Origin of the sequence: Neobacillus mesonae (assembly GCF_023715155.1) — a bacterium.
GTDB lineage: Bacteria > Bacillota > Bacilli > Bacillales > Cytobacillaceae > Neobacillus > Neobacillus mesonae_A.
In genome coordinates this window covers 1-24,807 of record NZ_JAMBNQ010000002.1, presented here as the reverse complement: position 1 = coordinate 24,807, position 24,807 = coordinate 1, and the positions used below count along the sequence as shown (strand labels likewise).

21 protein-coding genes and 2 pseudogenes are annotated in these 24,807 nt (G+C 37.5%); 8 read left to right on the top strand and 15 right to left on the bottom strand.

The genetic code is table 11. The features are described 5' to 3' along the window. The first annotated feature begins 181 nt into the window (after window positions 1-181). The gene (locus M3183_RS02960) at window positions 182-634 is read left to right on the top strand and encodes a staygreen family protein (protein WP_251466326.1); all 453 of its coding nucleotides are present in this window, start codon (window positions 182-184) and stop codon (window positions 632-634) included. A gap of 298 nt (window positions 635-932) precedes the next feature. Here the strand turns inward: M3183_RS02960 and M3183_RS02955 are convergent, their stop codons facing one another. Both M3183_RS02955 and M3183_RS02950 read right to left on the bottom strand, forming a co-directional pair. Then, window positions 933-1,484, bottom strand: coding sequence for a hypothetical protein (locus tag M3183_RS02955; protein WP_251466324.1), 552 nt, complete (start codon window positions 1,482-1,484; stop codon window positions 933-935). A 416-nt stretch (window positions 1,485-1,900) separates the two neighbouring features. Further along, window positions 1,901-2,596 carry a response regulator transcription factor gene (locus tag M3183_RS02950; protein ID WP_251466322.1) on the bottom strand — a complete coding sequence of 232 codons (696 nt, stop codon included), beginning with the start codon at window positions 2,594-2,596 and terminating at the stop codon, window positions 1,901-1,903. A 172-nt stretch (window positions 2,597-2,768) separates the two neighbouring features. On the opposite strand from M3183_RS02950, the gene M3183_RS02945 reads away from it, so the two are divergent. Next, entirely contained in the window at window positions 2,769-4,268 is a 1,500-nt protein-coding gene (locus tag M3183_RS02945; protein ID WP_251466320.1) for an aldehyde dehydrogenase family protein, read from the top strand. Window positions 4,269-4,589: 321 nt separating this feature from the next. Here M3183_RS02945 and M3183_RS02940 read toward each other — a convergent pair whose 3' ends face one another. The 6 genes from M3183_RS02940 to M3183_RS02915 form a co-directional block, all read right to left on the bottom strand. Next, window positions 4,590-5,405: an alpha/beta fold hydrolase gene (locus M3183_RS02940; protein ID WP_251466318.1), complete on the bottom strand. Its 816-nt coding sequence runs from the start codon at window positions 5,403-5,405 to the stop codon at window positions 4,590-4,592. Window positions 5,406-5,911: 506 nt separating this feature from the next. Next, on the bottom strand, window positions 5,912-7,153 hold the full coding sequence (locus tag M3183_RS02935; protein ID WP_251466316.1) for a TerD family protein: 1,242 nt from the start codon (window positions 7,151-7,153) through the stop codon (window positions 5,912-5,914). Between the two features lie 359 nt (window positions 7,154-7,512). Then, complete coding sequence (locus M3183_RS02930) at window positions 7,513-8,463, bottom strand: aminoimidazole riboside kinase (protein WP_251466314.1); 951 nt, start codon at window positions 8,461-8,463, stop codon at window positions 7,513-7,515. 36 nt (window positions 8,464-8,499) lie between these two features. After that, window positions 8,500-9,945: a glycoside hydrolase family 32 protein gene (locus M3183_RS02925; protein ID WP_251466312.1), complete on the bottom strand. Its 1,446-nt coding sequence runs from the start codon at window positions 9,943-9,945 to the stop codon at window positions 8,500-8,502. Between the two features lie 71 nt (window positions 9,946-10,016). Continuing rightward, window positions 10,017-11,420 carry a sucrose-specific PTS transporter subunit IIBC gene (locus tag M3183_RS02920; protein WP_251466310.1) on the bottom strand — a complete coding sequence of 468 codons (1,404 nt, stop codon included), beginning with the start codon at window positions 11,418-11,420 and terminating at the stop codon, window positions 10,017-10,019. Window positions 11,421-11,727: 307 nt separating this feature from the next. After that, entirely contained in the window at window positions 11,728-12,717 is a 990-nt protein-coding gene (locus tag M3183_RS02915) for a LacI family DNA-binding transcriptional regulator (protein ID WP_251466308.1), read from the bottom strand. A gap of 349 nt (window positions 12,718-13,066) precedes the next feature. Here M3183_RS02915 and M3183_RS02910 point away from each other — a divergent pair. Beyond that, window positions 13,067-13,480, top strand: a pseudogene (locus M3183_RS02910) (PTS sugar transporter subunit IIA); the annotation flags it as partial. Window positions 13,481-14,508: 1,028 nt separating this feature from the next. Next, window positions 14,509-15,366 carry a dimethylarginine dimethylaminohydrolase family protein gene (locus tag M3183_RS02905; protein WP_251466306.1) on the top strand — a complete coding sequence of 286 codons (858 nt, stop codon included), beginning with the start codon at window positions 14,509-14,511 and terminating at the stop codon, window positions 15,364-15,366. A 236-nt stretch (window positions 15,367-15,602) separates the two neighbouring features. On the opposite strand, the gene M3183_RS02900 is transcribed toward M3183_RS02905, so the two are convergent. From M3183_RS02900 to M3183_RS02870, 7 genes and pseudogenes are all read right to left on the bottom strand, one after another. Then, window positions 15,603-16,619: an oxidoreductase gene (locus M3183_RS02900; RefSeq protein ID WP_251466304.1), complete on the bottom strand. Its 1,017-nt coding sequence runs from the start codon at window positions 16,617-16,619 to the stop codon at window positions 15,603-15,605. Window positions 16,620-16,740: 121 nt separating this feature from the next. Further along, a complete protein-coding gene (manA, locus tag M3183_RS02895) occupies window positions 16,741-17,685 on the bottom strand; it encodes a mannose-6-phosphate isomerase, class I (RefSeq protein ID WP_251466303.1) in 945 nt (314 codons plus the stop codon). Window positions 17,686-17,930: 245 nt separating this feature from the next. After that, a complete protein-coding gene (locus tag M3183_RS02890) occupies window positions 17,931-18,842 on the bottom strand; it encodes a PTS system mannose/fructose/sorbose family transporter subunit IID (RefSeq protein WP_251466301.1) in 912 nt (303 codons plus the stop codon). Between the two features lie 19 nt (window positions 18,843-18,861). Beyond that, window positions 18,862-19,665 carry a PTS mannose/fructose/sorbose transporter subunit IIC gene (locus M3183_RS02885; RefSeq protein WP_311315346.1) on the bottom strand — a complete coding sequence of 268 codons (804 nt, stop codon included), beginning with the start codon at window positions 19,663-19,665 and terminating at the stop codon, window positions 18,862-18,864. A gap of 42 nt (window positions 19,666-19,707) precedes the next feature. Further along, entirely contained in the window at window positions 19,708-20,679 is a 972-nt protein-coding gene (locus M3183_RS02880; RefSeq protein WP_251466297.1) for a mannose/fructose/sorbose PTS transporter subunit IIA, read from the bottom strand. 244 nt (window positions 20,680-20,923) lie between these two features. After that, a pseudogene (locus tag M3183_RS02875) lies at window positions 20,924-21,053 on the bottom strand (PRD domain-containing protein); the annotation flags it as partial. Between the two features lie 79 nt (window positions 21,054-21,132). Then, entirely contained in the window at window positions 21,133-21,504 is a 372-nt protein-coding gene (locus M3183_RS02870) for a DUF956 family protein (protein ID WP_251466295.1), read from the bottom strand. A 99-nt stretch (window positions 21,505-21,603) separates the two neighbouring features. On the opposite strand from M3183_RS02870, the gene M3183_RS02865 reads away from it, so the two are divergent. The 4 genes from M3183_RS02865 to M3183_RS02850 all read left to right on the top strand — a co-directional run bounded on the left by M3183_RS02865 (window position 21,604) and on the right by M3183_RS02850 (window position 24,256). Further along, on the top strand, window positions 21,604-21,789 hold the full coding sequence (locus M3183_RS02865; protein WP_251466293.1) for a hypothetical protein: 186 nt from the start codon (window positions 21,604-21,606) through the stop codon (window positions 21,787-21,789). 57 nt (window positions 21,790-21,846) lie between these two features. Continuing rightward, a complete protein-coding gene (locus M3183_RS02860; protein ID WP_251466292.1) occupies window positions 21,847-22,053 on the top strand; it encodes a sugar phosphate isomerase family in 207 nt (68 codons plus the stop codon). Between the two features lie 408 nt (window positions 22,054-22,461). Beyond that, window positions 22,462-23,184, top strand: coding sequence for a GntR family transcriptional regulator (locus M3183_RS02855; protein ID WP_251466290.1), 723 nt, complete (start codon window positions 22,462-22,464; stop codon window positions 23,182-23,184). 151 nt (window positions 23,185-23,335) lie between these two features. After that, complete coding sequence (locus M3183_RS02850; protein WP_251466288.1) at window positions 23,336-24,256, top strand: Gfo/Idh/MocA family protein; 921 nt, start codon at window positions 23,336-23,338, stop codon at window positions 24,254-24,256. Window positions 24,257-24,807: the final 551 nt, after the last annotated feature.

Here is a 24,807-nt window from a genome sequence, read left to right as displayed (position 1 = left end):
ACTACTGGGACCTAAGGCTGAAACACTTACACTAACGGTAACTTAAATACTCCATATCTAAATTTGATAAGGGATTTTTAATCCTTCCTTTTTTTATAAGAATGATATATTTCGCATGTAAATTTACACATAAACAAATCACCATCTGCATATTGATAAAAAACGGATGGGAGTTGATTACTTGAGCACTTTTTATCCAGAAAAATTATCTGTGGAATACATGGACGGTGCTGGTGCTGCAAAAGCCGTTATTCCAAGACGCTACACACTAACTCACTCTGATTTAACTGGAGAACTATTTTTAAACATTGGAAGGAATTATGCCTGGGACAAAATCACTTCTTTGAGAGATGAAGTCTTGGCTGAATGGAAACAACATGGAAACTCCTTTTATTTTTGTGTATATTTATCTATAGATCAAGAACCACCTAACCTGTCAGTTTCAGCCAAACGCAATGAAATATTCAGACGTGAATTACCTCTCGCCTTAACGGCCATTAGATACGGCGACCGGTTGTTTTTCAACACATACCCTCATTTAGATCAAGCTTCTATCATCATTCACTTTACATCCGTTTATCCTCAGTTTGCACGTCAGGAAAATTGGGGGACTTTCCAAATAATTATCATCTAAAATAAAACCTAATTCGTAATAATTTGAATTGGAGGCTGGGGAATTCCCTTAAGGATCGCCACAAAATGTCTCTAATAGAACACCAATATAGGTTAATATAAGATTTCGCAAATAGAACAACGAAATCCGCTAATAGCGTATAAGTTTTTACTAGAATCAGGATATTTTAAGTTAAAAGTTACGTCATAACAACCATATTTACGAAAACAGACATCACTAAAGTCATTTCAAGAATAATACGGCTCCCGTATGCTTCACCTTTGACAAGGGACAAACCCTTGTCAAAGTATTGTTCCTCTTATGGAGTACAGGTGCTTGTAACAATCGTTAATTCCCATCCACCCGCAATCATACCTGCATCTCCTTGTCCCTGGCTGTCAACGACATAAAGATTCCATGTACCATTTGGATTTGTAAAGTTAAAACTGCTCAGCATATCGCCTCCTGATGGTTGAGGTGCCCCCCCTGGGAAGGGATCCAAAACAGTCCCTGCATTGGTGGGCTTGAATGTACCAGAAGAAACTGGTGTATCCTGTGTATCTGGCAGTGCGGTTGGCGCTTGGTCATCAAGAGTAAGCGTCACATTACTAATAGCATTGGTGAACCCAACGTCCGACATGATGATAGCATTTGTTTGTCCATCCGGACCAACGAGCATAATATCAATATCATTTGTTTCATTATGGCTGATATCAATAAGTTTTACTGTCACCTTAATAATATTGCCTGTCATTCCTGAAACGACGATAGGGGATGGATAAGGTGAAGCCTGACTTCCGTCATTTATTGTAATCAGATCATGGTTGGTGAATGTTTCCGTTTGAAACTCACAACCTGGTCTTAATCCCATAAATTCATCTCCCTTTTAAATTCACATCATCAACTCTTAAAATTTATTGCTTAAATAATAGAGTCAATCCTATATATATTCTAGAGAGACAACCCTTGTGTGGGTGAATTTAGCAGGTAACTGATAAAATTTATATGAAATACCTTCACCCATAGATTTATATTTAGCAGACGACTATAAGGGAGCAGTATGGCTCTCTTTATTTGAATCAAAAAGGTATTTGGGACAATTGCTTTTTAAAATTTAAAGAGACGATATGTGTTCTATTATCACCATATCGTCTCAAATACACGAAAATAAAAATACCACTATTTATGGTACAGTTCACTGCACGATTTAACCGGCAGTTTTATTACAAAAATTTACAACCTGCATTGAATTTCGATTTAAGAATAGAATTGGGTGAGAAAACTTATTTATTGAAGAATTCCTTTTCTAATTAGTTCAGCTGCCGCATGTACACGATTTTGCACTCCTAGTTTTTTGACAGCAGATTGAACGTATTGTTGGATGGTAAGTTCACTGATTCCCAATACACTCGCTATTTCCTTTGTTGTTTCTCCCCAAGAAATCCTTCTCATTACTTCCAATTCTCGTCTGCTTAAGAGCTGTGACGGCTGAGGTTTAGCGGACCGAACAAATACCTTTCCTATCAATTTTCCAAAGTGTGTCAAATAAGACAGCATTTCTTTATTGATATTTCCAGTTTGTTTAAATTCAGTCGTACAAATATATCCGATGACAACAGAATCAACACATATTGGCGTAACTGCGATTGAATTGTTTTTAGGAGTAACCATATATTTGCAATTTGTCTGCTTGAAAAAGTCAATACCGTAAGAATACTTGGCCTTTCTTTCATGAATGGCCGAGTGAATAATTGGAAGCGACCTGACATCATCCCTCATATCACGAATATGTATAAATCCACTAGGAACAATCGCAATTATTCCCTCTGCTAAATAGCCCAAAGAAGAATAGCGAAATAAATAGGAATCCAAGACAGGAAAAAGTTCCATATACAACTTAAGAATAGTATACAATTGTTCTTCATGGCTGGTAATTTCCTCTAGTTTTTGAATTTGATGTTTAAGAGTCTGAGAAAAAGTCATCCTATCACTCCTTTTTAGGGATATGCTACTCAGAAAATTGGGAATATTTTAATTGTATAGGAAAATTTACTATAATGATAGGAAAAGGTTTCCACTGTTAAACTGGAAACGTTCACAACAACCCACCATTACGCTAGATCAACTATTATTCTTATTTAAAGGAGATGAACAAATGGAAAAAGTATTAGATTCTGTACAAGAAAGAATCAAAACATTTTTATCAGAGCCCAAAAAAATGTTTATTAATGGCGAGTTTACAGCCTCCGTATCAGGTAAGACATTTCAATCGATTAATCCTGCAAACGGTCAAGTGATCGCAACAGTATACGAAGCTGGTGATGAAGATGTGGATAAGGCTGTTGCCGCAGCAAAAACAGCTTTCAAGGGTCCATGGTCAAAGTATTCTCCTGCAGAACGTACGCGGTTAATTCATAAGCTGGCAGATTTAATTGAAGAACATGTAGAAGAATTAACGTACTTAGAAACAATTGATTTTGGCAGTATTGAAAGCCTCTCCCGTCATGGCTGGGTATTAGGGGCTGCGGATCATTTTCGTTATTATGCAGGCTGGGCTACAAAATTAAATGGGGAAACAATGACGTTAACGTCAGGCGGTAATAAACACGCATACACCATCAGACAGCCAATTGGCGTTTGCGGCCAAATTACCTCATGGAATTTTCCTATCTTAGGCGCTGCTTGGAAATTGGCTCCGGCATTAGCAGCTGGAAATACATCGGTCTTAAAACCATCCCAATTTACATCCTTAACGACTTTATACTTAGCCCAACTAATTAAAGAAGCAGGCTTCCCGGATGGGGTCGTCAATATTGTTACCGGCCCTGGGAGTACGACAGGTGAAGCCATTACAAGCCACCCTGATGTCGATAAAGTTGCCTTCACCGGTTCAACTTCTGTTGGTAAAAGAATTATGCGCAAAGCAGCCGATACCTTGAAAAAAGTGACATTAGAATTGGGAGGAAAATCGCCGCATATCATTTTTGCAGATGCAGATATTGAAAAGGCGGTTCAAAATGCATTTCTTGGTTTTACGATGAATCAAGGCCAGGTCTGTGCTGCTGGTTCACGCGTTTATGTGGAAAGACCTGTATACAAGGAAGTTACCGATAAATTAGTGGAAATGGCGAAGAACTTAAAAGTTGGTGATCCGTTTGACCCAACTTCAGAAATGGGGCCGCTTGTTTCAAAAGAACAATATGAGCGTGTAACGAACTATATTGAGATTGCAAAACAAGAAGGCGGGAAGATTTTAGCTGGCGGCAATGCCCCGGCAGACAGCAGTCTTGCTGATGGTTATTACCTAGAACCAACCATTATTGCCGACTTGAACGAAAACTGCCGAGCTGTGAAGGAAGAGATTTTTGGTCCTGTTCTATGCATCCTTCCATTTGATGATGTTGATGAAGTTATCGAACGCGGCAATTTAACTGAGTATGGATTAGCCTCCGGCGTCCATACAAGAGATATCAATAAAGCTCATAAAGTGATCAATGCGCTTGACGCTGGGACCGTTTGGGTAAATGCTTACTATAATAGCGACTCAGCAGTTCCGCTTGCAGGATTTAAGCAAAGTGGAGTTGGCGCTGAACATGGCTATCCCGGTATTGAAATCTATACGAAAACAAAGGCTGTCGTCATTGATTTAGATTAACTTTTATGAATAAGTAAAACAAGTGGAGAAGCTATTTTCTCCACTTGTTTTGGGTTCCGATTTTACGAAAAATGTATTCTTAATACTAAAAGGGCCCAAGTATTGGTAAATGAAGGATGAAAGGAGTACTAATTGAAAAAATAGCTATTTTATGATTCGGTGAGAAGGAATAATTCGTCAGCCAATTTTTGCCCACATGAAATAGGTATGGACGTTTTTGAGGGTATATTTTTTCATAAGAGCCTCGAAAAGTTGACTTCATTAGTGAGATAGCAATTTCGATGGCCCATGTAAGGATGAAGTTTAGTTAACTGGATTTTTCTATATTAATATATGGTTTAAGATTTCTTTAAAAACTTCATTCGAGCGTTCTTCCGTAATTAAATGGCCTGTTTTTTCATATGTAATGAGTTTAGCATTAGGCAAGTCATTGGCTAATCGATGACCAATATGAACTGGAACGACTTGATCCTCTTCTCCCCAAAGTAATAAAGTTGGAATCGTAATATTCTTTAATTCCATACTTGATAAATCACCTTCACGATATCTAAGTAATCTCATCAAGGAGATATAAAAGCCCTCTTCCTGCAATGGTTTTCCATATTCCTCAATATAATCTTCTGTTATGAGGGATTGCTGATAAAATACGTTTTTCAAATGTTCCCGTACTTCCTTACTTTGGACCTTTCTTCTTATGAAATAGTGAAAGAAGGGGAGATAGGTACAGAAAATTAACGCTCTATTTGCTCTTTTTAAATAGCCGGAACTCGATAATAGCACCAAGTTCTTAATTTTTTCAGGAATAACTTTCGCTGTATATAATGCAATTTGGCCGCCCATCGAGTGACCTGCAATATTCACCTCTTTTAATTTAAAATAGTCCATACAATCGGCAACGATCTTGGCATAATTTTGAAAAGAATACACAAAGGAAGCCGATTTTTCACTTCTTCCAAATCCAGGTAAATCAATAGCGATGATGGAGAAATATTCTTTTAATAAAGGGATTAGAAGATTAAATGTATAAATAGAAGAAGCAAATCCATGAATTAAAAGAAGGGGAGGCTTTTCATTTATCCCATATTCACAATAGATTTTCACATTGCAAAGTTTGATATACGTTTGATTTAATTGCATCCTTCACATCTCCAACATTGTGTGTTAGAGATATTTTGTGTATATTATGGTTCCAACATGTATGAATGGAAGAAGATTTTCTTTTTTAGGTTATCGTTCGACCTATTTGTTTCACGTGAAACAGACCAACAAAACTAATTGAGCCGAAAATAAACGTAACTCTACAATAGTTAATGTAAGATAATCATTTTGTCCTTCTCATTCCTGGCCACACAGGACCCGCGTGGCTATTTTCATTTCCACGTTATTGCATCGGATTATCAATAAGGATAACCCTAAATAATCTAACTCCATCATTTCTGTAAATTTTTCCGGCCATTCTACTGCACAAACGACTTCTTTTCTTTTATAACCTGCATATACAAAATGAGAAGATTAGAAATCGAAATGATCTATTCGAACAAAACATTTTTTCAAAACCTATTTACGGCAGGAAAAAAAGGCTATTGAGAAAAAATTACCGTTTCCACAACAGCCTCCGCACTTTTCATATTAATATTTCTTGTCTACTTGTAATCATTTATTGGTCCTTTATCCATTATAACTTCTACCATATTTGAAGAGCCCATTCTAAGTTTAGGCCTACGCTCTGACTTCGGTTTACTATAAAGCTCCAATGGATTTATAATAACTCCATCTCGCGTATTATGAAGTATTCCAGGCACACAGGAATAAATTCTATCATTATTATTTGCATTCTTGGCGAATATCGTAACGGAGGTTCCATTATGATTATCTATACTCATAGACACCTTGTATCTGTAAAATGACCCTGTTCCATTTGACTGAGCAGAATACACCACAGGAACAACTGCGAGAATATCATCATTTAACCTTAATTTAATAATTTCCTTCTTAGTCGATTGATTATTTCTCCCAACATCCCCCATATGTTCCAGTGCTCCGTTGCCGTAACTCCTGAGGGGGGGTGTTCCATCTGCCCCAAACATAGCTACATCTACCTGCCTGCCATCCTTTGTATAGACTAAAGCATATATATCATAATCTGTTCCAGTCTCCCAAGATACCGTAGCCGTAATTTCTGGTGTTTTATCAATGATCACTGGCTTATGACCTTTGTCGAGACTTATCTTACCCTTTACCTTTTCAAGGCTGATCGATGACAACGTATTTTGACTATTTTCAGAAACAGTTTGCTTATTATCAGGTTCTTTTGGTGTTTGTTTTTGAATCGTTTTAGGTTCAGAAGGCTTGTTTTGCTCATCAGATTCAACCTCAACACCATAATTTTTACATAATCCTTCAAGACCGGAATCAAATCCGCGCCAGATTGATTTTACCTTTGTCTGACCATTTCTTAGATATAATTCTAATACTACGATTCCATTTTCTTTTGTAAAACTGGATGGTGTTAACTGGATAATCGTATGATCGGTACATACCTCTGCCTTTAAATTCTTTACATTTGAAAATCCCGTGTTATTATCCTCTGTAAGAGTTATAGCTATTTTAGTAATACCTTCAGGGACTTTACTCATGTCAAAATTAATTTTATGTACTTTTGTATTACCTGCTTCCTCAGATGGTAAAAGGGCAGCAGCACCAGAAGTGCTCTTTGGTTGATTATAAAATATAATCCCGCTATCTCCTTGTACCTTGTCTGAATCAGTCAAAAGGAAAGCTGTTAAGGAAATATCTATTGAATTAGAAATTTCATAGCTAACAGTAATAGTACCTTTTGGGGAACTTAAAACTGTATTTGCTCCCATCTGAAGAAATTGATTCATTTAAACCACTTCCTATTCATTTATCACATAACCATTTTTTAAATAACTAGAAAATCCTCTTATTTCCGTTTGTAAAAAACACCAGGAATATGTTATTGAAACGTCGATTCTATTTACAGATCTATTTATGTTTATTATATAGAAATTGTGATATCTTTAGCCAATTTGAAAAAATCAACATAACCTCCCAAGGAGAATGATAATGGAATGGTGCTGCTTTTTTTCAAAAAAGCCTCCTTTACTTTTGGGGCGGTTCCCTGTAACACATCTAAATAAGTCTCTTCATTGATAAGGGTTAAAATAGATTGGACATCCCAATTAAAAAAAGAATACTCCTTTATAGAGTATCCTTTCATTGGTCAATTGTCCTGATTTATTTTTAACAGTTTTTGTATTTCCTGCATGGTCGGCAAACCAGACATTGCCCCTTTTTTGGTTGTAGCCAATCCTCCAGAAATATTAGCAAAGCGAATCATTTCCACGATTGCAGATTCAGAAAGTTCCCCTAATGGTATCTGAGATTTATTAATTGAATAAAGAATTCCTGATACAAACGCATCTCCAGCACCGGTGGTATCTACCGCAGAACACTTTAGTGCCGGTACCTTCCCTGCCTGTCCTTTAAAACAATAGATGCATCCTTCACTGCCCAAAGTAACCAATGTAAGAAGGTTGTTAGGTAATTTAGCGATACCTTCCTCTATGTTCGTACAGCCTGTTAAAAAGGTGAGCTCCTCATCGGAAACTTTTAAGATATCTGCATAGGGAATAGCAGCCAGGATGGTTTCTTTTGCCCTTTTTTCTGAATCCCACAAGCCCAGGCGAAGATTAGGATCATAGGAAATAAGCAGTCCTTTTTCTTTTGCAATCTCTAATGCATGCAATGTCGCTTTTTTTGCAGGATCTCGAATCAATGAAATTGACCCAAAGTGGAAAATTTTATATTCCTCAAATAAAGATAAATTTATTTCTTCCTTCTGTAAAAAGCTGTCTGCACTTGGATTAATATAAAAGCTGAAGTGCCGTTCCCCAGAAGGCTCTAAGGTAACAAATGTGACACCAGTCCTCGCCTCTTCTGTAAAAATCATGGAACAGGTATTGACTCCGTATCCTTTTAATGTGTCATGGAGAAATTGCCCTAACACATCATTGCCTGCCTTCCCCAGGAAAGCAGCAGTTCCTCCAAGCTTTGCAATACCAACTGAAACATTAGCCGGCGCACCGCCAGGAGATTTTTGATATGTTAAATTGTCAGGATCTAATGGAATAAAATCAATCAGAGCTTCCCCTAAACATAATACACCGTTCATATTACACCTCAAATTAAAATATGAAATAACATTCTCTTATAGTTTCCCAAGCCCCCACTTTGTCAGACTAAAGGAAGCATTTCCTTGAAAAGTAATCGTTTCATCTTTAGGATTGGGGAAATAGCGTGCTGTAAATACCTCTTCACCATCATTAATGAAAATTTCTAACGAGGATTGATCCATAAAAATATGAAGCATCGAAAGTGAAGCTATCGAACAAGTTCTTGTTTCTTGCAAACAAGTTCGAAAGTTTTTTCTTTGCAAACTGATTTCCTTTTTACTTGAGTCGTAGATTAAGGATGCCTCATTTCTAAAGGAGATTTGAAAATTCCCTTCATTTACGTTCAATGCTTCCAGAACCAGCTCTACAGTTTTTCCTTCCACTCCATCAAATTGCGCTGGTTGTCCATGAATTTTTACGTGATGGACTATCCCCTTATCCTTTCGAAGTTTTACTAACTCCATAACTGGCCTTTGATAAATTTTCCCGTTTTTATACTCTAACTCTCTTGGTATTGTTAAAGCATGGACCCAATTTCTGGATATGGTTGGCTGATACTGCTCATTCTCATCTGTCATCCCCATCCATCCATAGAGTATCGTCCTCCCTGTTTCATCCTTAAAGGTTTGCGGGGCATAGAAGTCAAACCCGCAATCAAGCTCGACAAATGGTCCAGGCTGGTACTTATTCTTTTCATAATCAAATTCACCAACAAAATATCCTGATTGAAACAAGTTATTATATAAATGACCGTTAGACTCTAACCCTTGGGGTGATACCATTAAAATATCTTTCCCGTTTAATTGCAAGAGATCCGGGCATTCCCACATATAACCAAAATCCCCAAGACCATTCATTCCTGCTCCAGCAATCCTGCCGGCTTCTTTCCAATGAAAAAGATCGATGGAGGTAAACAAGACGACTGTTCCCTTTTCATCCTTTGTTTGAGCCCCCAAAATCATATACCAGCGGTTATTTTCTTTCCAAACCTTGGGATCGCGAAAATGAGCGGTATATCCTTCCGGAAGATTCAGGATTGGTCCATGCTTTTCAAAGTGAATTCCATCAGAAGAAACGGCCAGACATTGATACGTGTCACGTGTTCCATCCTCCTGTTTTACATTCCCTGTATAAAACAAATATAGCTTTCCTTCTGATTCCACCGCACATCCGGAATAACAGCCATTTTTTTCATACCATTCACTCGGTGCCAGGGCAATAGGCTCTTCACGCCAATGAGCCAGATCCGCAGAAGTATAATGCCCCCAAAATTTTGCCCCGTGTGAGGTATTAAACGGATTCCACTGATAAAATACATGATAAACACCTTTATATTGAATTAAACCATTCGGATCATTTAATAAGCCAACTGGAGGCATCAAGTGATAATCTAAGCGGTATGGATCATGCTGCACAATATCATGATTTTTTTTGACCTCTTCGTATGCCCTTTGCATAAGATGTCGTTCATTTTCTGTCATTACAAAACCATCCTTATGATTTTTATCATGAGAAAAGGCAAGTTCTCTGTTCTTGCCTTCCCCTCCAGTGACTATTTTTCAATCTCATCCTTGATCTTATCTGAATAACCGAACATCCAGGTTAAAACGAAAGCAACAGCAATGGCAAGTAAATTTACTAGGATATATTGTATAACTTGCCCGTTTAAGTAAAGCAGGGTTCCTGGGATAACCGTTAAAGCCATCCCCGTTGCTTTCAACTTAAGCAGGGAAGCCACGAAACCGCCGCATGCGCCGCCAATCAGAGCCATGATAAATGGTTTTCCATAACGTAAATTAACTCCGAAAATGGCTGGTTCCGTAATACCTAGGAAAGCGGATAATGCAGACGGAAAGGACAGCGCCTTTAATTTTTTCGATTTTGTTTTTAATGCGACTGCTAAAGTCGCCCCGCCCTGTGCGGCACCAGCACAAGTAACAATCGCATTGTATGGATTGCTGTGATACTGAGCCAACAATTGAATTTCCAGCATATTAAAGATATGATGAACACCAGTTATGACAATGACCTGATTAAGGCCGCCCAGAATAATACCGGCAATTCCGAATGGCAGGGAAAGCACGGATGTAGCTGCCGTTAAAATGCCTTTTTCCACGGTGTGAAAAACCGGTCCAATGACTAACAGTGATAATATAATCATGAAAAGCAGCGTCAGGAAAGGAGTAAGAATTAAATCCAAGGATTCGGGTACTCGTTTTCGAATCGCCCTTTCAAGTTTAGCCCCCATAATACCGGCAATAAAGGCTGGCAGCACAGAAGCTTGATAACCCACTACAGGAATAAAACCGAAAAAGTGAAGCGGTGTTACATCCCCGCCGGCCACGGACCATGCGTTTGGCAGTGAAGGTGAAACAAGCATCAACCCTAAAATCAAACCGATAATGGGCGTTCCGCCAAATACACGAAATGTTGACCACGCCACAAGTGCTGGCAGAAAAATAAAGGCTGTATCTGTTAAAACCTGCGTAAATAATATGAAGTTTTCCGAAACATCACTTGTTTTCATCCCAAATAAGGATAACACTTGGTCCTGCATCACTAGACCGCGAAGACCCATAAACAAACCTGTTGCCACAAGGACCGGAATAATTGGAACAAAAACATCCCCAAATGTCCGCACTGCCCGTTGAAATTTGGAGCCGCTTTTGACAGCTTCTTTCTTCTGATCGGAGGCTGTCATAGTAGCAAGACCAAGGTTCGCAACTTCTTCATAAATTCTATTAACAGTGCCTGTACCAAAGATAATTTGGTATTGACCAGAATTAAAGAAAGCTCCCTTTACCTTATTGATTTGTTCTACTTCCTCCTGATTAATTTTTTCCTTATTAATGACCATAATTCGAAGTCTTGTAGCACAATGGGCTACTGACTGAATATTTTCTCTTCCCCCGACAGCATCAATCACTTCTTCAGCTATTTTGTGATTTTCCGTCATTTTTTTCACCCCTTTTTTGTGTGGAAAGTAATTTAGGAAAAGATGCTAAATTATTTTCATCAAAGACAGTCGTAAACTGCTCTTATGGAATCGATTACATTTTTTACTAAAAAAATTAAATGATTGCTTTAATAGTTTGAAATACATAAGATGTTTTATTCATTATTATGGAATCGATTCCATATTACAGAAAAATAAAAACATTAGTTCTGTTAACAAAAGGTTTCCATTAAGCCGGCTTATGTGGAATCGATTCCCTACATGAGAAAAATAATGTGTAACCGCTATGGAATCGATTACACACTCATTATATACTGTCTCTTTCTAAAAGTCTATACTTTATTGTCCGGATTGTTTCATGGTAATCATGTCCATTAATTTTCTCCAATAATAAAGAAGCAGCTTCACGTCCCGCGTCTTCAAATGAAAAATCAATGGTCGTTAAGGGAGGGCTAATAAACTTAGATAGTTCTGAAGCTCCCATACCTGCAATAGCGATATCCCCCGGAATTGATAACCCGATTTCTTTAATATACTGCATAGCACCAATGGCAAGCCTGTCCGTTACTGCTACCACGGCAGTCGGTTTATTTTGTGAAGAATCCAGGATCAATTTCATGCAATTATAACCCGATTTCATATCAAATATTCCTTTTTGGATCCAGCTTTTCTCGATCGGCAAATGGCTTTCTTTCATGGATTCTATAAAACCAAGTTTTCGTAAATACCCAACGGCATGGTCTTTTTCGTCTACCCCTATAAAGGCAATTTTTTTATGCCCCTTTTTTATTAGAAGGTTCACTATGTCTCTGGTAGCCTGATAATCATCAAAAACTACATTGGGTAATCCGGAAATACGTTGTCCCACCATGACAAAAGGAATTTTTAATCTATAAATCTCATCAACTAATTGCTCGTTGATATTCGTTGCAGATAGAATAACGCCATCAACATGCCGGCTTTTCAAAAGCCTTAAAAATTCTATTTCCTTTTCAGGTATAAGATTGGTATTGGTAAGAAGGATTTGATAGCCCTTTTCTGCTAAAACTTCGTCTATACCATTAACAAGGCGGCTTGATGTTTCAGTGCTTATTTTAGGAAGAATAACGCCAATTACTTTTGTTTTTTTTGTCCGTAATGATTTGGCATTTTCACTTGGGACATAACCTGTCTCTTCAATGACCTTTAAAACTCTTTTTTTTACCTCCTCACTGACGTAACCAGAATTATTTAATACTCTCGAAACAGTTGTCCGGGAAACATTCGCCCTTTCAGCAATTTCTTTTATGGTTGACATAAATAGGTCCTCCTGGGCAAATAAATAAACTACCCTTATTCTACACAAATTAAATAAAATGAAAAAGGTTCTTATTGTTAAACCAATTAAATAATAAGGTTCAAAAGTCCAATTTAAATACCTTTTTCCAATTATTAAAACCTAAATTGGTGTATTAATCAAATTTACTGCCATTGATTTTTTTATTTCAAATTATTAAAATGGTTTTAAAGTATTACTTGCACTTTACTTTTTTTGTTATAGTGTGGAATCGATTCCACAATTAAAATAATAGATAAAAGGGGCTTTTTATATGCTAAAAGGTTTATTTAAAAAGAATAAGGACGAGAGTAATTTTTTTAGTGTAATGCCTTTAGACGGGGAAATTGTCTCAATAGAAATGGTTCCTGACCCTGTATTTTCCCAAAAAATGATGGGTGACGGGTTTGCCATACAACCTGCAAATGGAACAGTAATATCACCAGTTGATGGAAAGGTAATAAGCGTATTTCCAACAAAACATGCGGTCAGCTTAGTGGATAACACTGGGAGGGAAATTTTAATCCATGTTGGGCTCGAAACAGTTAGCCTGAATGGGGAAGGATTCACCACTTTTGTAAAAGACGGGCAAAAGGTAAAAAAGGGACAAAAGCTCCTTGAAGCAGATTTTAATACGATTAAGAACAAAGTTCCTTCTATCATAACGCCAGTTGTATTTACTAACCTAAGTGAAAATGAACAACTTACTATTAATGAACAGGGAGTAGGAATTATAAATAAATAGTTAAGCTTTACTAACAGCACAAATAGTAGTGTTGATGTGTATTCTTTATCGTCAATTTTTAGCCTTTCCGGAGAAGATAGGAATTGAATAAACTGCTGCCTGCCTTTACTCCAGCAAGCCTTTTAGAGTAAGAACTTCCTATCACCACCGAATTTTTTAACAGTTCGGCAAAACATCGGTGGTGACCATGTACGAATTGGTACTGTTACTTTTTCTACAAAAACCTCACCTATTAAACTAAGTAGTTCCGTTTCGGTGGAGAAACATACCACACAGCATGTTAAATAGGAGACAAAATCGCATACGATTTTGTCTCCTATTTTCCTCTTATATATCAACGACCAAGAGCTATAACCACTTTAATTAGCCAGCAAAATCGCAGCCTAAAAAACATATTGACAATAGTTGTTTTCAATGTGCTGTGCTAATTACTTGTTAATTCCTATGCAATTGGCTAGGTTGTTTTTTACTGAGGTTCACTTGGTTTTTTTGAAACATAAGTAGTCTAATCCATAATTGGGTAACCGGCGAAGGTAAAATAAGCGGAGTTTTTTCCGCTATATGCAGAATAGAGCTCGTTTCGTGGAATATAAGGGGAGGATTTCCGCTTATCCAAAGCAAAATTACCTATTTTCACATTTTTCGAGTCAATAGGCGGAAACCCTCCGTCTATTTTAGCTATTTTCAGTGTCTTTTGTTACTTAAGGGAAATTTCTCCGCCTATTTATCAAACTTGCCTTAGCGTTAACGACTTGTACAACTTCTCCATATTAAAGAGCTTTTTTGTGTGCTAGTTATATTGTTAATTACTTGTTATTCATGCAACGAATTCTTATGTTATTTGTGTTGTGGTTTTAGATATTCTCCACATTATCTGAACTAATTACTATTAAACTTGCGTTTTTTATTATTCCTATTCTTCTTGTTTTAATATCCTCAAGTGCAATTAGATTTCCTAATATTAGTTTGTAAATAATCACGGCTGTTTAGGAAAACCTAACTTTAAAGAGAGAAGATAGGAGGACAAAATGGCAGAAACTCCAAAGGCAAACAATAAGACTTTTTGTATGAGTGAATACGATGGTTTAAAACGAGTTATTCTTTGTCAGCCTCAATATATGTCAATTCGGGAAGTTATTAATGAAACGCAAGAGCATTTTAAAAATGAAGGAATCCATATTGAGCGTGCGTTAGAGCAGCATGGTGAATTTGTCAAAACGCTAAAGGAAAATGACATCGAAGTTATTTTATTACCTTATCATAAAAAATATCCTGAACAGGTCTTTACCAGGGATATTGGTTTTACCTTAGGACAAACAATCTTTGTTGCAAAGATGGCAACAGATGTTCGAGCAGGAGAAGAAAATGTTTTAAAACAATGGCTCGAAGATGAGGAAATCTCTTATTATAATTTAGCTGAGGAACGAATTGAAGGCGGAGATGTTGTGATTGATCGGGAAACCATTTACGTGGGGTTGAGTAATCGGACGGACCAGAAAGCTGCTGAACAATTACAATGTCTTTTAAATCAATTCAATGTGATTCCCATCCCATTTAAAGAAAAATACTTGCATTTAGATTGTGTATTTAATGTCGTTTCATCTGAAACGGCCCTTATCTACCCAAATGCCTTAACGAAAAAAAGCATCGATTTTTTTGCTTCCCGCTATGATTTAATTGAAGTTTCGGAAGAAGAACAATTTCAATTAGGCACAAACGTTCTCAGTTTAGGAAATAAACGGGTATTAAGTTTGCCAGTCAATAAGAATGTAAACAAACAGCTCCGTACCCGAGGCTTTCAAGTTATTGAAGTGGATATCACAGAAATCATTAAATCAGGTGGATCCTTTCGATGTTGCACTCTTCCTATTTTACGGGAAACGTAAAATGAAAATATCATAATGGCCATATAAACAACCAATAATCCCCTGCAAGGTAAGGTTGTTTATATGGTAAGGGATACAAAATTTATATTCGTTCTAACCCAGAATAAATAAAAACCGCACCTCTTTGGTACGGCTCCACGTAACACATCTAAATAGCGTCTTTTATACAAAAAACCCAACCCCTTTAAGGATTGCTATCGACATCTTTAAAAATTTTTATCCTGTCAGCCTTTCATTTACTTTAAGTTTTTAACTCCAGTTTCTAATATTTCCATTTGCAGCAGTGTCTGTTCGTCTGTAATGGTTTTATCTTTACCATTTACGATAGCTTCATATAAATCATCATATACTCTTCCATAATCACCTTTTACGGATTTCACTTTTTCTTCGTGGATTATACCTTCTTCATCCATATATGTCAGTACACCATAATGTTTTATTGTATCTATACCAAAATCTTTGTGATCAGGCATGTAAAATAACTTTAAATGTTCTTCCTGACGATCTTTCGTTTCTTTCACAAAGCATCCCTTTTTACCATAAACGACAAAGCTTGGTCTTTCTTTAAGTCGAAAATAACTGGATTTTACAGATACCTTTAACCTGCCATAATATAAATCCAAATCAAAATAATCATTCATTCTTCCTTGCCCTAATAATTGCCTTACATCATAATGTATTTGATCCGGCTTGCCAAAGCAGCTGATGACCTGATCGAGTGTATGACAGCCATGTCCATATAAAAATGACTCAACAGGATTAAAAGAATGAGCAGACTCTGGTACTTCGGGACGGTAATAGTCATAATGCATTTCCACTTCCAGCAAGTCTCCTAATTTTCCTTCATTAATGACCTTTTGAACGGTTAAAAAATCACTATCAAAGCGCCTGTTTTGATATGTCTGAACAATTAATCCCTTTTCTTTTGCCAATGAAAATATTTCTTTTGCCTGTTCTGAGGTTTCCATAAAAGGCTTTTCAACCAAACAGTTTTTATTATGTTCTAATACTAACTTTGTGTACTCATAATGACTGTCAATTCTTGTGCAAACCACAATTAGTTGAATGTCCTTGTCATATAATAATTCATCTAAATCAGAGGTATAATGGACTCCTGCAATCCTATCCCAGCTTTCATGCGCAGGATTTCTTTGATAAATTGTTTTTACCTTTATATTCTCTCTTTGCAGTACGAACGGCAGATGATATCTGTTCGTGCTTTTCCCATTTCCAATATAACCAATAGTAAGCATAGCGGCCCCCTAAAATATATTTATCGTTAATACCCGTAAAGCTTTGGAAAACAGGAAGCAGGTCCTCTTGCTTTCCATAAGGTGATGAAATAGCAGCTGGCAGCCAAAAATGGCTGTAAAGTTAAGTGTGTGAAACGATTAATTCACAATTTCCTTCCAGTTCAAAACTACCAAAGCCAAAAGGAATAATCAGATGTGACCCTTTTTTTAGATCATATTTCTCTCCATTATGAAGAAGACGTCCTTCACCCTTAATAACACTTAGCAGCAAATAGCAGTCATCAAATGAAAATGAAGTTTTTCCATTGACATCCCATTTATAGACAGAAAAAAAGCCAGAATTCACATAGGTGGTTATCGTGACATTTTTGCATTTTTCCACAGAAGGGACACTCAATTGATCCTGATACGGCACAGTGGTTACATCAATTGCCTTTTCTAAATGAAGCTCGCGCAAGTTTCCGGCTGCATCTCTGCGGTTGTAATCATACACCCGATAAGTGCTGTCGGAACTTTGCTGGGTTTCCAATACCAGTGTTCCTTCACATAAGGCATGAATCGTTCCGCTTGGCACATAGAAAAAGTCACCGGGTTTTATTTTTACTTTTCGAAGCAGCTCTTCCCATTTTCCATCCTCGATTTGCTTCCTTAATTCTTCTTTTGTTTTTGCGTTATGACCGAAAATGATGTAGGCATCTTCTTTACAGTCTATGATATACCAGCATTCTGTCTTGCCTAGTTCGCCATTTTCGTGAACCTGTGCATAGGTATCATCCGGGTGAACTTGAACAGATAAATCTTGGTTGGCATCTAAAATTTTGGTTAACAACGGAAAGACCTTTTCCTTAGGATTCCCAAATAGTTCAGGATGCTTGTTCCACAATTCGTCTAAACCCATTCCCTCATATGGACCATTTTTAATTAAAGACGGACCATTCGGGTGAGCAGAAATGGCCCAGCATTCCCCTGTATAATTGGAAGGAATATCATATCCAAATTCTGTTTGTAATGTGGTCCCACCCCATATTCGTTCTTTAAATACTGGGTGTAAAAACAATGGCTGCATTTTCTTACCTCCAATAAAATGTACTAACTCTTATGAGCAGCCTGCCGCGCCAGCAGCAGTGCAACGGTAATTCCTTGTTTTCGGTATGTAATTGATACATTTGTTTTGGCATATGAAAAAAAGCACCTCCTAGCATAGATAGGTTTTTCATCCCAGGAGGTGCTGCTCTATTTGTATGCATAATTTGTTGAATACAGGCCTACCTTTAATTTTTGAAAAAAGACCAGGCAAAAGCCTCCAATTTACTACATTAAATGTATTAAGTGGAAGACCACTCCAACCACGAACAATCCAAGAATCATAACGATTGGAGAAACTTTCTTCTTAAGCAGCCACATGCAAAGAAGTGTGATGGCTAATCCTGCTAAACCAGGAATTAAACTATCCAAGTTATTTTGTAAAGTCGTTACTTTAACAGGATTTAATGAAAGACCAGCCGCCTGTTGTTCTAACGCAGTTTTAATCCCTTCAGATCCAGCCGGTAGTTTATCCCAGTCAATATAAGCACCTTTGGAAAGTTTAACCGAGGATACAATTGGCGTAAATTGCACAGATACCCAACGGTTTACTAATGAACCAAGGATGAACATACCCAGGATGGATGCACCTTTAGTAATATCTTGAAGTAATCCGCCTGATAAGTCGTCAGTAATTTTAGAACCAGCTTTGTAACCGAATTCCTGCGTATACCACGTGAATCCCATTCGAATGAGATTCCATAAAACGAAGAAAAGAATCGGCCCAAGGATGTTACCCGTCAAAGCAAGAGAAGCCGCTAACGCACCAAGGATTGGTCTAACAGTGAACCAGAAAACCGGATCCCCGATACCTGCTAAAGGCCCCATCATTCCGACTTTAACCCCTTGAATAGCTGTATCGTCAACCGGAGCACCATTTGCACGTTCTTCTTCAAGTGCTAAGGTTACACCAAGAACAGGTGAAGCTACATATGGGTGAGTATTAAAGAACTCTAAGTGACGTTTTAGTGCAGCAGATTGCTCTTCTTTTGTTTTATATAATTTTTTGATTGCGGGAATCATTGAATAAACCCAGCCGCCATTTTGCATACGTTCATAGTTCCAAGAGCCTTGAATGAAAGTGGAACGCCACCAAACAGAAATACGATCCTTTTTTGATAATCTCAATTCATTAGCCATTTTTATCTCCGCCTCCTTCTTAGTAATTATCAATAATATCGCCTAGCGGATCACCAGAGTTTGAATTTCCTCCTCCATGACCTGAACCGCCTTGTTTAGATAAGGCTAAATAGATAAGTGCAAGAGCCACACCGATAGCTCCAAGACCGATAAGTGTGATTTGTGAAATCGTCGCTAATACGAAACCAATTGCGAAGAATGGCCAAACTTCTTTTGTAGCCATCATGTTAATAACCATTGCATAACCAACAGCTACGACCATTCCCCCGCCAATTGCTAAACCGTCTGTCAACCAAGATGGCATGGCTGTAAGTAAGTCTCTAACCGGACCTGCACCAATCGCTAAAATCAATGCAGCCGGGATTGCAATACGCAGCCCCTGCAAGCAGATAGCGACGATTTGCCAGAATTCAACTTTTCTGATGTTTCCTTCATTTGCTGCAGCATCCATTAAATGTACTAATCCTGTTGCAATTGTACGGACGATGATTGTTAATAATAAACCTGCAACTGCAAGCGGAACAGCAATGGCGATTGAAGAAGCTACACCAGCTTCACCCTGCCCGCTTAAAACTAATATAATGGCAGATGCAACTGATGCTAACGCAGCATCCGGTGCTACGGCAGCTCCGATGTTTGCCCATCCTAAAGCAATTAGCTGAAGGGTACCGCCTAAGATAAGTGCTGGTACTAAGTTTCCTGTCACTAAGCCGATTAACGTACAAGCCACGATTGGTTGATGGAATTGGAATTCATCCAAGATTCCTTCTATGCCAGCTAAAAATGCTACGATAATGACTAATATTATTTGAATCACATTCAAATCCATAATTATTAATCCCTCCATTTTCTCTGATAATTAGGATTATTTTTGTTTATTTAGCTCCTCTTGAGCCTTCTTAATAATTTCTTCCATGCTGCCTTTTGAATCATTCGGAACTTTACGTACATCGAAGTTCAAACCAAGTTCCTTTAACTTAGCGAACGTATCAATATCATCTTGACTAAAGGCCAGTACCTTATTCGGTTGAACTTTACCAGGTGAGTGTGCCATTGAACCAACGTTGATTGTCTTCAATGGGACGCCGCCTTCAACTGCTCTAAGCGCATCTTGCGGGTTTTCGAAAAGAAGTAATGCGCGCTGGCCGCCAAAGTGTTGATCATCTTTTGCAAGTTCAATCATTTTATGGACGGGAACTACATGTGCCTTTACACCTGGAGGAGCAGCCTGTTGAATCAATTTCTTACGGAGTTCATCCTTAGCTACTGTATCAGATACAACGATGATACGTGTAGGCTGTGTCGTTTTTGTCCAAGCAGTCGCTACTTGTCCGTGAAGTAAGCGAGAATCAATACGTGCTAACACATATTCAAATTTACCAGGGGCTCCTGCATTTGAAGGTTTAGCTGCAACAGCAGCAGATGGTGCTGCTGGTTCTAATTCTTCGGGTCTTACTTTAACCCCTTCTTTAGACGTACCCAAAATATTTGCAGCAATTTCATGCGCTGTGTTCATTGAGAAGCGGGATGCAAAAGCTTCAATCAACATTGGTAAGTTCATGCCGGCAACGATTGCCCATTTGTCTTTATGTTCTTCAAACAAGCTGTTGGCTTGGTTGAAAGGAGTTCCACCCCAAAGATCGACTAAGAATAATACTTCGTCTTGGTTGTCAAAAGAGGCGATTGCTTCTTTCATTTTTGCCTTTACATCATCAGGTCCTTCGCTCGGCATCAACGTAACAGCTTTTACATTTTCTTGTTCCCCAAAGATCATCGATCCAGATTGCAAGATACCAGTGGCAAATTCACCGTGACTAGCAATAATAATTCCTACCATCTTTTTACCTCCTATTATTATTGTTACAGCTTAATCTCCTAAAGTATTTATCAGCTCACCTAAGCGGTTACAATTTCAATAAAAACAATAAAAAAGGCATGAGCAAAAAGTCGATTAAAATAAAGGTATGGGTATAGAATCCCCCTGAGTCTTCATTTTAATCAATACTTTTCACTCATGCCTGATCGAATCAGTAACACGTAAAAAATAATGACGATGGCTATTTAAATTTATTTTGCAAACGCTATAAATGAATTGCTAAATAAACAGCTTCTGCATCAAATAGATTCTTTTAATATTTGCTGCATCACTTTAATGAGTATCCAAGAGAGATTATAGCACACCGGGTATTCCTCTTTCAATAAAAAAGTGATTAACAATTTATCAGTTAGTCATTTTGAATTTGTCCCAACAAAAAAAAACAAGGTCCAACCTGCCTTGTATGTACAACGATTACTTTTTAATTACACTCTTCAAACCGCGTTTTATCACATCAAAAAAACTTAATGATTGTACCAAATGATTCGGATCAACGTATTCACGAATTGCCCGCAAAACCTTTTTCGGCTCTTTAGAAGAAAATGAATAGGTACCATTTCGCTTAGTTTGGATAGCATAGCGTGGAATCCATTTCCCTTTGAACATGACTGAAGCAATCACGTAATCAACCTCTTCCCAAGGAATTTGAATAAACTTACGCGCATCACGATTGTTGAAGAATTCAAATCCTTTGTCTCCAATCATAATCTTGCCATAATCTGACATCCCCATATGTGAAGTTGCATCCATAACTAAATCGACTTTTGTATTGATTGATTGGACCATTTAATCTACTCCATTTCATTCTTTTAATAAAAATCATTATACGCATTTTATCACTTTAAGCAAAAAATAATTGGGACAAGTTCCAGGATGATCTTCAACATGATAATAGATTGTTTAAGTGAAATTCACTTGGGAGTAGAAAAACTGATGACATTCACGCTGAAACCAATCAGTTATCGTTATGATATGAAACATAATCTATTCGACCATATTCATATACAAAAAAGTAACACATTTGTTTCACGTGGAACCTTGGACGATATACAAGGAATGTGCTGTTTATGAGAATCTAATTTAAAAGACATAAAGGAATTGATTGACCGACTCTTGAGATTGGCAAGAATGGACCTATCCGATTTAATTAAGCCCGCAGTATCTTTCCAATCTGAAAAACATGTTGTTGAACGAACAACTTCCACAAGAAAATCGGATGCAAGATTTTTCAACAGTATGGAAGAGGCTCCAGCAAAAGCAATTACAATGGGGATTTCTTCAATCATGAAAAGCAGAGATTACTCATTTCCGGAGAACAAAGAAAAGAAGCTTTGAAAAGGATTTTGAATGGAAATATAGAAGAGCGGTTTCCTGTATCAGTGCCGAATAACCATCCATATGTTACAATTATTGCAGATAAGGCCATTATTGCAGGGTGAAAAGTTCACGATTGAGGTTCTTCCTCTCTGTGCCGTCTTTAGGCTCTGCTAATGGATACAGTTGATTTTTTTAAGCCTGTTGATTGGCACGGAAAAAAGAAGGCACTGGCAGTACGGGACATGAGAGACCCTTCAGGCGCCAAAAGTGCCAAGCGGGCTCTCATGCACAACTGCGGAGAGCACTAAGTACCTATCGTTCCAATCGGACAGGCATATTTAACAGGACCTTTTCATAAAAAGCGAAATATTGTTTTGTGAAGGATGGCCGTTTACTTTAAATAGAAAGGATGCCGTTGAGAGGAGAATGATTAAAAAGGATTCCCCCATCCCGATTTATTATCAACTTCAGGAGCTTTTAAAGGATTTGATTGATAAGGGTGAATTAAAGCCCGGTGATGCTATCCCTGCTGAAAGAGAATATGCTGAAAAATTCCATATCAGCCGAATGACTGTAAGACAAGCTTTAACCCAGCTTGTCAATGAAGGATATTTACATCGAATTCAAGGAAAAGGAACATTTGTTTCTGAGCGAAAAATTGAACAGCCTCTCCACCGGCTAAGAAGCTTTACCGAAGATATGGAGGCCAGAGGTCTTACACCCGGCAGCCAATTAATTTCGTTTGAAATTATTCCCGCGACCAGCCAAATTGCTGCACAGCTCGGCATTCAGGAATATGGACCCGTCTATGAAATGAAACGGATTCGTTTAGCGGATGACGTCCCAATGGCTTTGGAATTCAATTACATCCCGGCAAACCTTGTGAAAGGCCTGACAGAACAGATTGTTAAAGAATCGGTTTATTCATACATCGAAGACCAACTGAACCTTGAAATTGACCAAGCTTCACAAGTAATTGAATCATCAATTGCCACTCAAGTTGAAGCGGAGTTTTTAAAAATTAAAAAAGGTTCCCCCATCATGCTTATTCAGCAGCAAACTTTTTTAAAGGATGGCACTCCTGTTGAATATGTTAGGTCCTCTTATCGAGCCGACCGGTATAAATTTATGATTAACATGAAACGATGAGATTGAGGGGATAAGTTTTTCATTAACATTCCCCTTATATTTTTCTTAAAGTATCATGCAGCTGCTCCGTTTGATCTCCCCATAAATGACTTCTTAGTTTATTTAATCCCCCTTATTATGAGTGGACTATAATTTTTTGGAGGAATGAGTCATGAAAAAACTGAGGATTGGTATGGTAGGATTAGGGGATATAGCTCAAAAGGCTTATTTACCCATTCTCACAAAAGAACAGGATTGGAAGCTGTCTGGAGCATTTACTCCAAATGCAAAGAAAAGGGAAATAATATGTTCTCAATATAGAATCAACCCCTTTCAAAGCTTAGAAAGCTTGTGTGACCATAGTGATGCAGTATTTGTTCATAGTTCAACTTCATCACACTTTGAGATTATCCATTATCTTTTGAATAGGGGGAAAGATGTCTATGTTGACAAACCTCTTACAGAAAAAGTGGGACAAGCTGAAATTTTAGTGGATTTAAGTCAAAAGTATAACAGAAAGTTAATGGTTGGCTTTAATAGAAGATTTGCACCAATGTATGTAAAAGCGAAGGAAGCCTGTCATGATATGGCCTGGGTCAGGATAGATAAGTACAGGAAAAATAATATTAATAATCATTTTTATGCAGATTCACTTTTGGACAGTTATATCCACCTCATTGATTTAGCAAGATGGATTAGTGAAGGTCAAATTACCTTAAAAGGCGGGCATATCCACCAAAATGAAAATAACAATTTAATATATTCCCATCATAGTTTTCAAGCACAAAATGGAATGCAAGTACTCACAGGGTTTCATCGAAATGCTGGTACAGGATTAGAACTCTTGGAAATCGTTAATATGGGAAAAGTTATTAGAGTGAAAAACCTCCATACCTTTGAGGTTGAAGAAAAGGGCGAATTAAAAATAACAGAAACCGGTTCATGGGAAACAATCTTAAAAGAAAAAGGTTTTGAAGGGGCCATTAATCATTTTATTTTTTCTATACTGGGAGATACTGCTCCCATTGTTGATGGTTTAGAAGGATTAAAAAGTCAAAAGTTAGTGCAGACCATTATAGAACAAGCCCAATAATTTTATAGAATAAGTTATGTCCTGCACCCTCTTAACAGTTGAAAAGATATTACATTCACCTGTTTAGGGTTCGGGAGGACTTTGCCCCAATCGGAAATGTGGCTTTCATTCCCGCTATGAAAGCCACAATCCTTTACCATTTAACTGGATCACGATGCTTCAGAAACCTCATTTACCTATGGGATGATTCCCGCACTAATTTAACCGCAGTTTTTTATTAAAGGCTGTTTTCGTAAACTATGTTGTTATGCCAAGAAAAGCGGTAGTTTATTCAATTTAGGAATAAGCGGACTCTGCGAAAAAGCTGGATTACAGGATAGCCCCCTTGGAAGTAAAAAATAAGCGGAAGTTTTCCCGTTATTTGCAAAATTAAGAATTCCTGTAGATAGCTCTTTTTACCGTTTGATAAAAATAGAGCCCCTCAGTAAGATGATTATACACACACAACACAAAATCAATCTTAGGAGGAAGCTCTATTATGAAGTTTAAAATGCAAGACAAACAAAATCAACTAATTGAAAGAATTTCGATCAAACATCTTATTGTAGGAA

Bases quoted from the DNA above. Each gene is read 5' to 3' on its own strand.
- M3183_RS02955 (WP_251466324.1), bottom strand. From the start codon at position 1,484: ATGGGATTAAGACCAGGTTGTGAGTTTCAAACGGAAACATTCACCAAC.
- M3183_RS02950 (WP_251466322.1), bottom strand. From the start codon at position 2,596: ATGACTTTTTCTCAGACTCTTAAACATCAAATTCAAAAACTAGAGGAA.
- M3183_RS02945 (WP_251466320.1), top strand. From the start codon at position 2,769: ATGGAAAAAGTATTAGATTCTGTACAAGAAAGAATCAAAACATTTTTA.
- M3183_RS02940 (WP_251466318.1), bottom strand. From the start codon at position 5,405: ATGCAATTAAATCAAACGTATATCAAACTTTGCAATGTGAAAATCTAT.
- M3183_RS02935 (WP_251466316.1), bottom strand. From the start codon at position 7,153: ATGAATCAATTTCTTCAGATGGGAGCAAATACAGTTTTAAGTTCCCCA.
- M3183_RS02930 (WP_251466314.1), bottom strand. From the start codon at position 8,463: ATGAACGGTGTATTATGTTTAGGGGAAGCTCTGATTGATTTTATTCCA.
- M3183_RS02925 (WP_251466312.1), bottom strand. From the start codon at position 9,945: ATGACAGAAAATGAACGACATCTTATGCAAAGGGCATACGAAGAGGTC.
- M3183_RS02920 (WP_251466310.1), bottom strand. From the start codon at position 11,420: ATGACGGAAAATCACAAAATAGCTGAAGAAGTGATTGATGCTGTCGGG.
- M3183_RS02915 (WP_251466308.1), bottom strand. From the start codon at position 12,717: ATGTCAACCATAAAAGAAATTGCTGAAAGGGCGAATGTTTCCCGGACA.
- M3183_RS02905 (WP_251466306.1), top strand. From the start codon at position 14,509: ATGGCAGAAACTCCAAAGGCAAACAATAAGACTTTTTGTATGAGTGAA.
- M3183_RS02900 (WP_251466304.1), bottom strand. From the start codon at position 16,619: ATGCTTACTATTGGTTATATTGGAAATGGGAAAAGCACGAACAGATAT.
- manA (WP_251466303.1), bottom strand. From the start codon at position 17,685: ATGCAGCCATTGTTTTTACACCCAGTATTTAAAGAACGAATATGGGGT.
- M3183_RS02890 (WP_251466301.1), bottom strand. From the start codon at position 18,842: ATGGCTAATGAATTGAGATTATCAAAAAAGGATCGTATTTCTGTTTGG.
- M3183_RS02880 (WP_251466297.1), bottom strand. From the start codon at position 20,679: ATGGTAGGAATTATTATTGCTAGTCACGGTGAATTTGCCACTGGTATC.
- M3183_RS02870 (WP_251466295.1), bottom strand. From the start codon at position 21,504: ATGGTCCAATCAATCAATACAAAAGTCGATTTAGTTATGGATGCAACT.
- M3183_RS02865 (WP_251466293.1), top strand. From the start codon at position 21,604: ATGATAATAGATTGTTTAAGTGAAATTCACTTGGGAGTAGAAAAACTG.
- M3183_RS02860 (WP_251466292.1), top strand. From the start codon at position 21,847: ATGGACCTATCCGATTTAATTAAGCCCGCAGTATCTTTCCAATCTGAA.
- M3183_RS02855 (WP_251466290.1), top strand. From the start codon at position 22,462: ATGATTAAAAAGGATTCCCCCATCCCGATTTATTATCAACTTCAGGAG.
- M3183_RS02850 (WP_251466288.1), top strand. From the start codon at position 23,336: ATGAAAAAACTGAGGATTGGTATGGTAGGATTAGGGGATATAGCTCAA.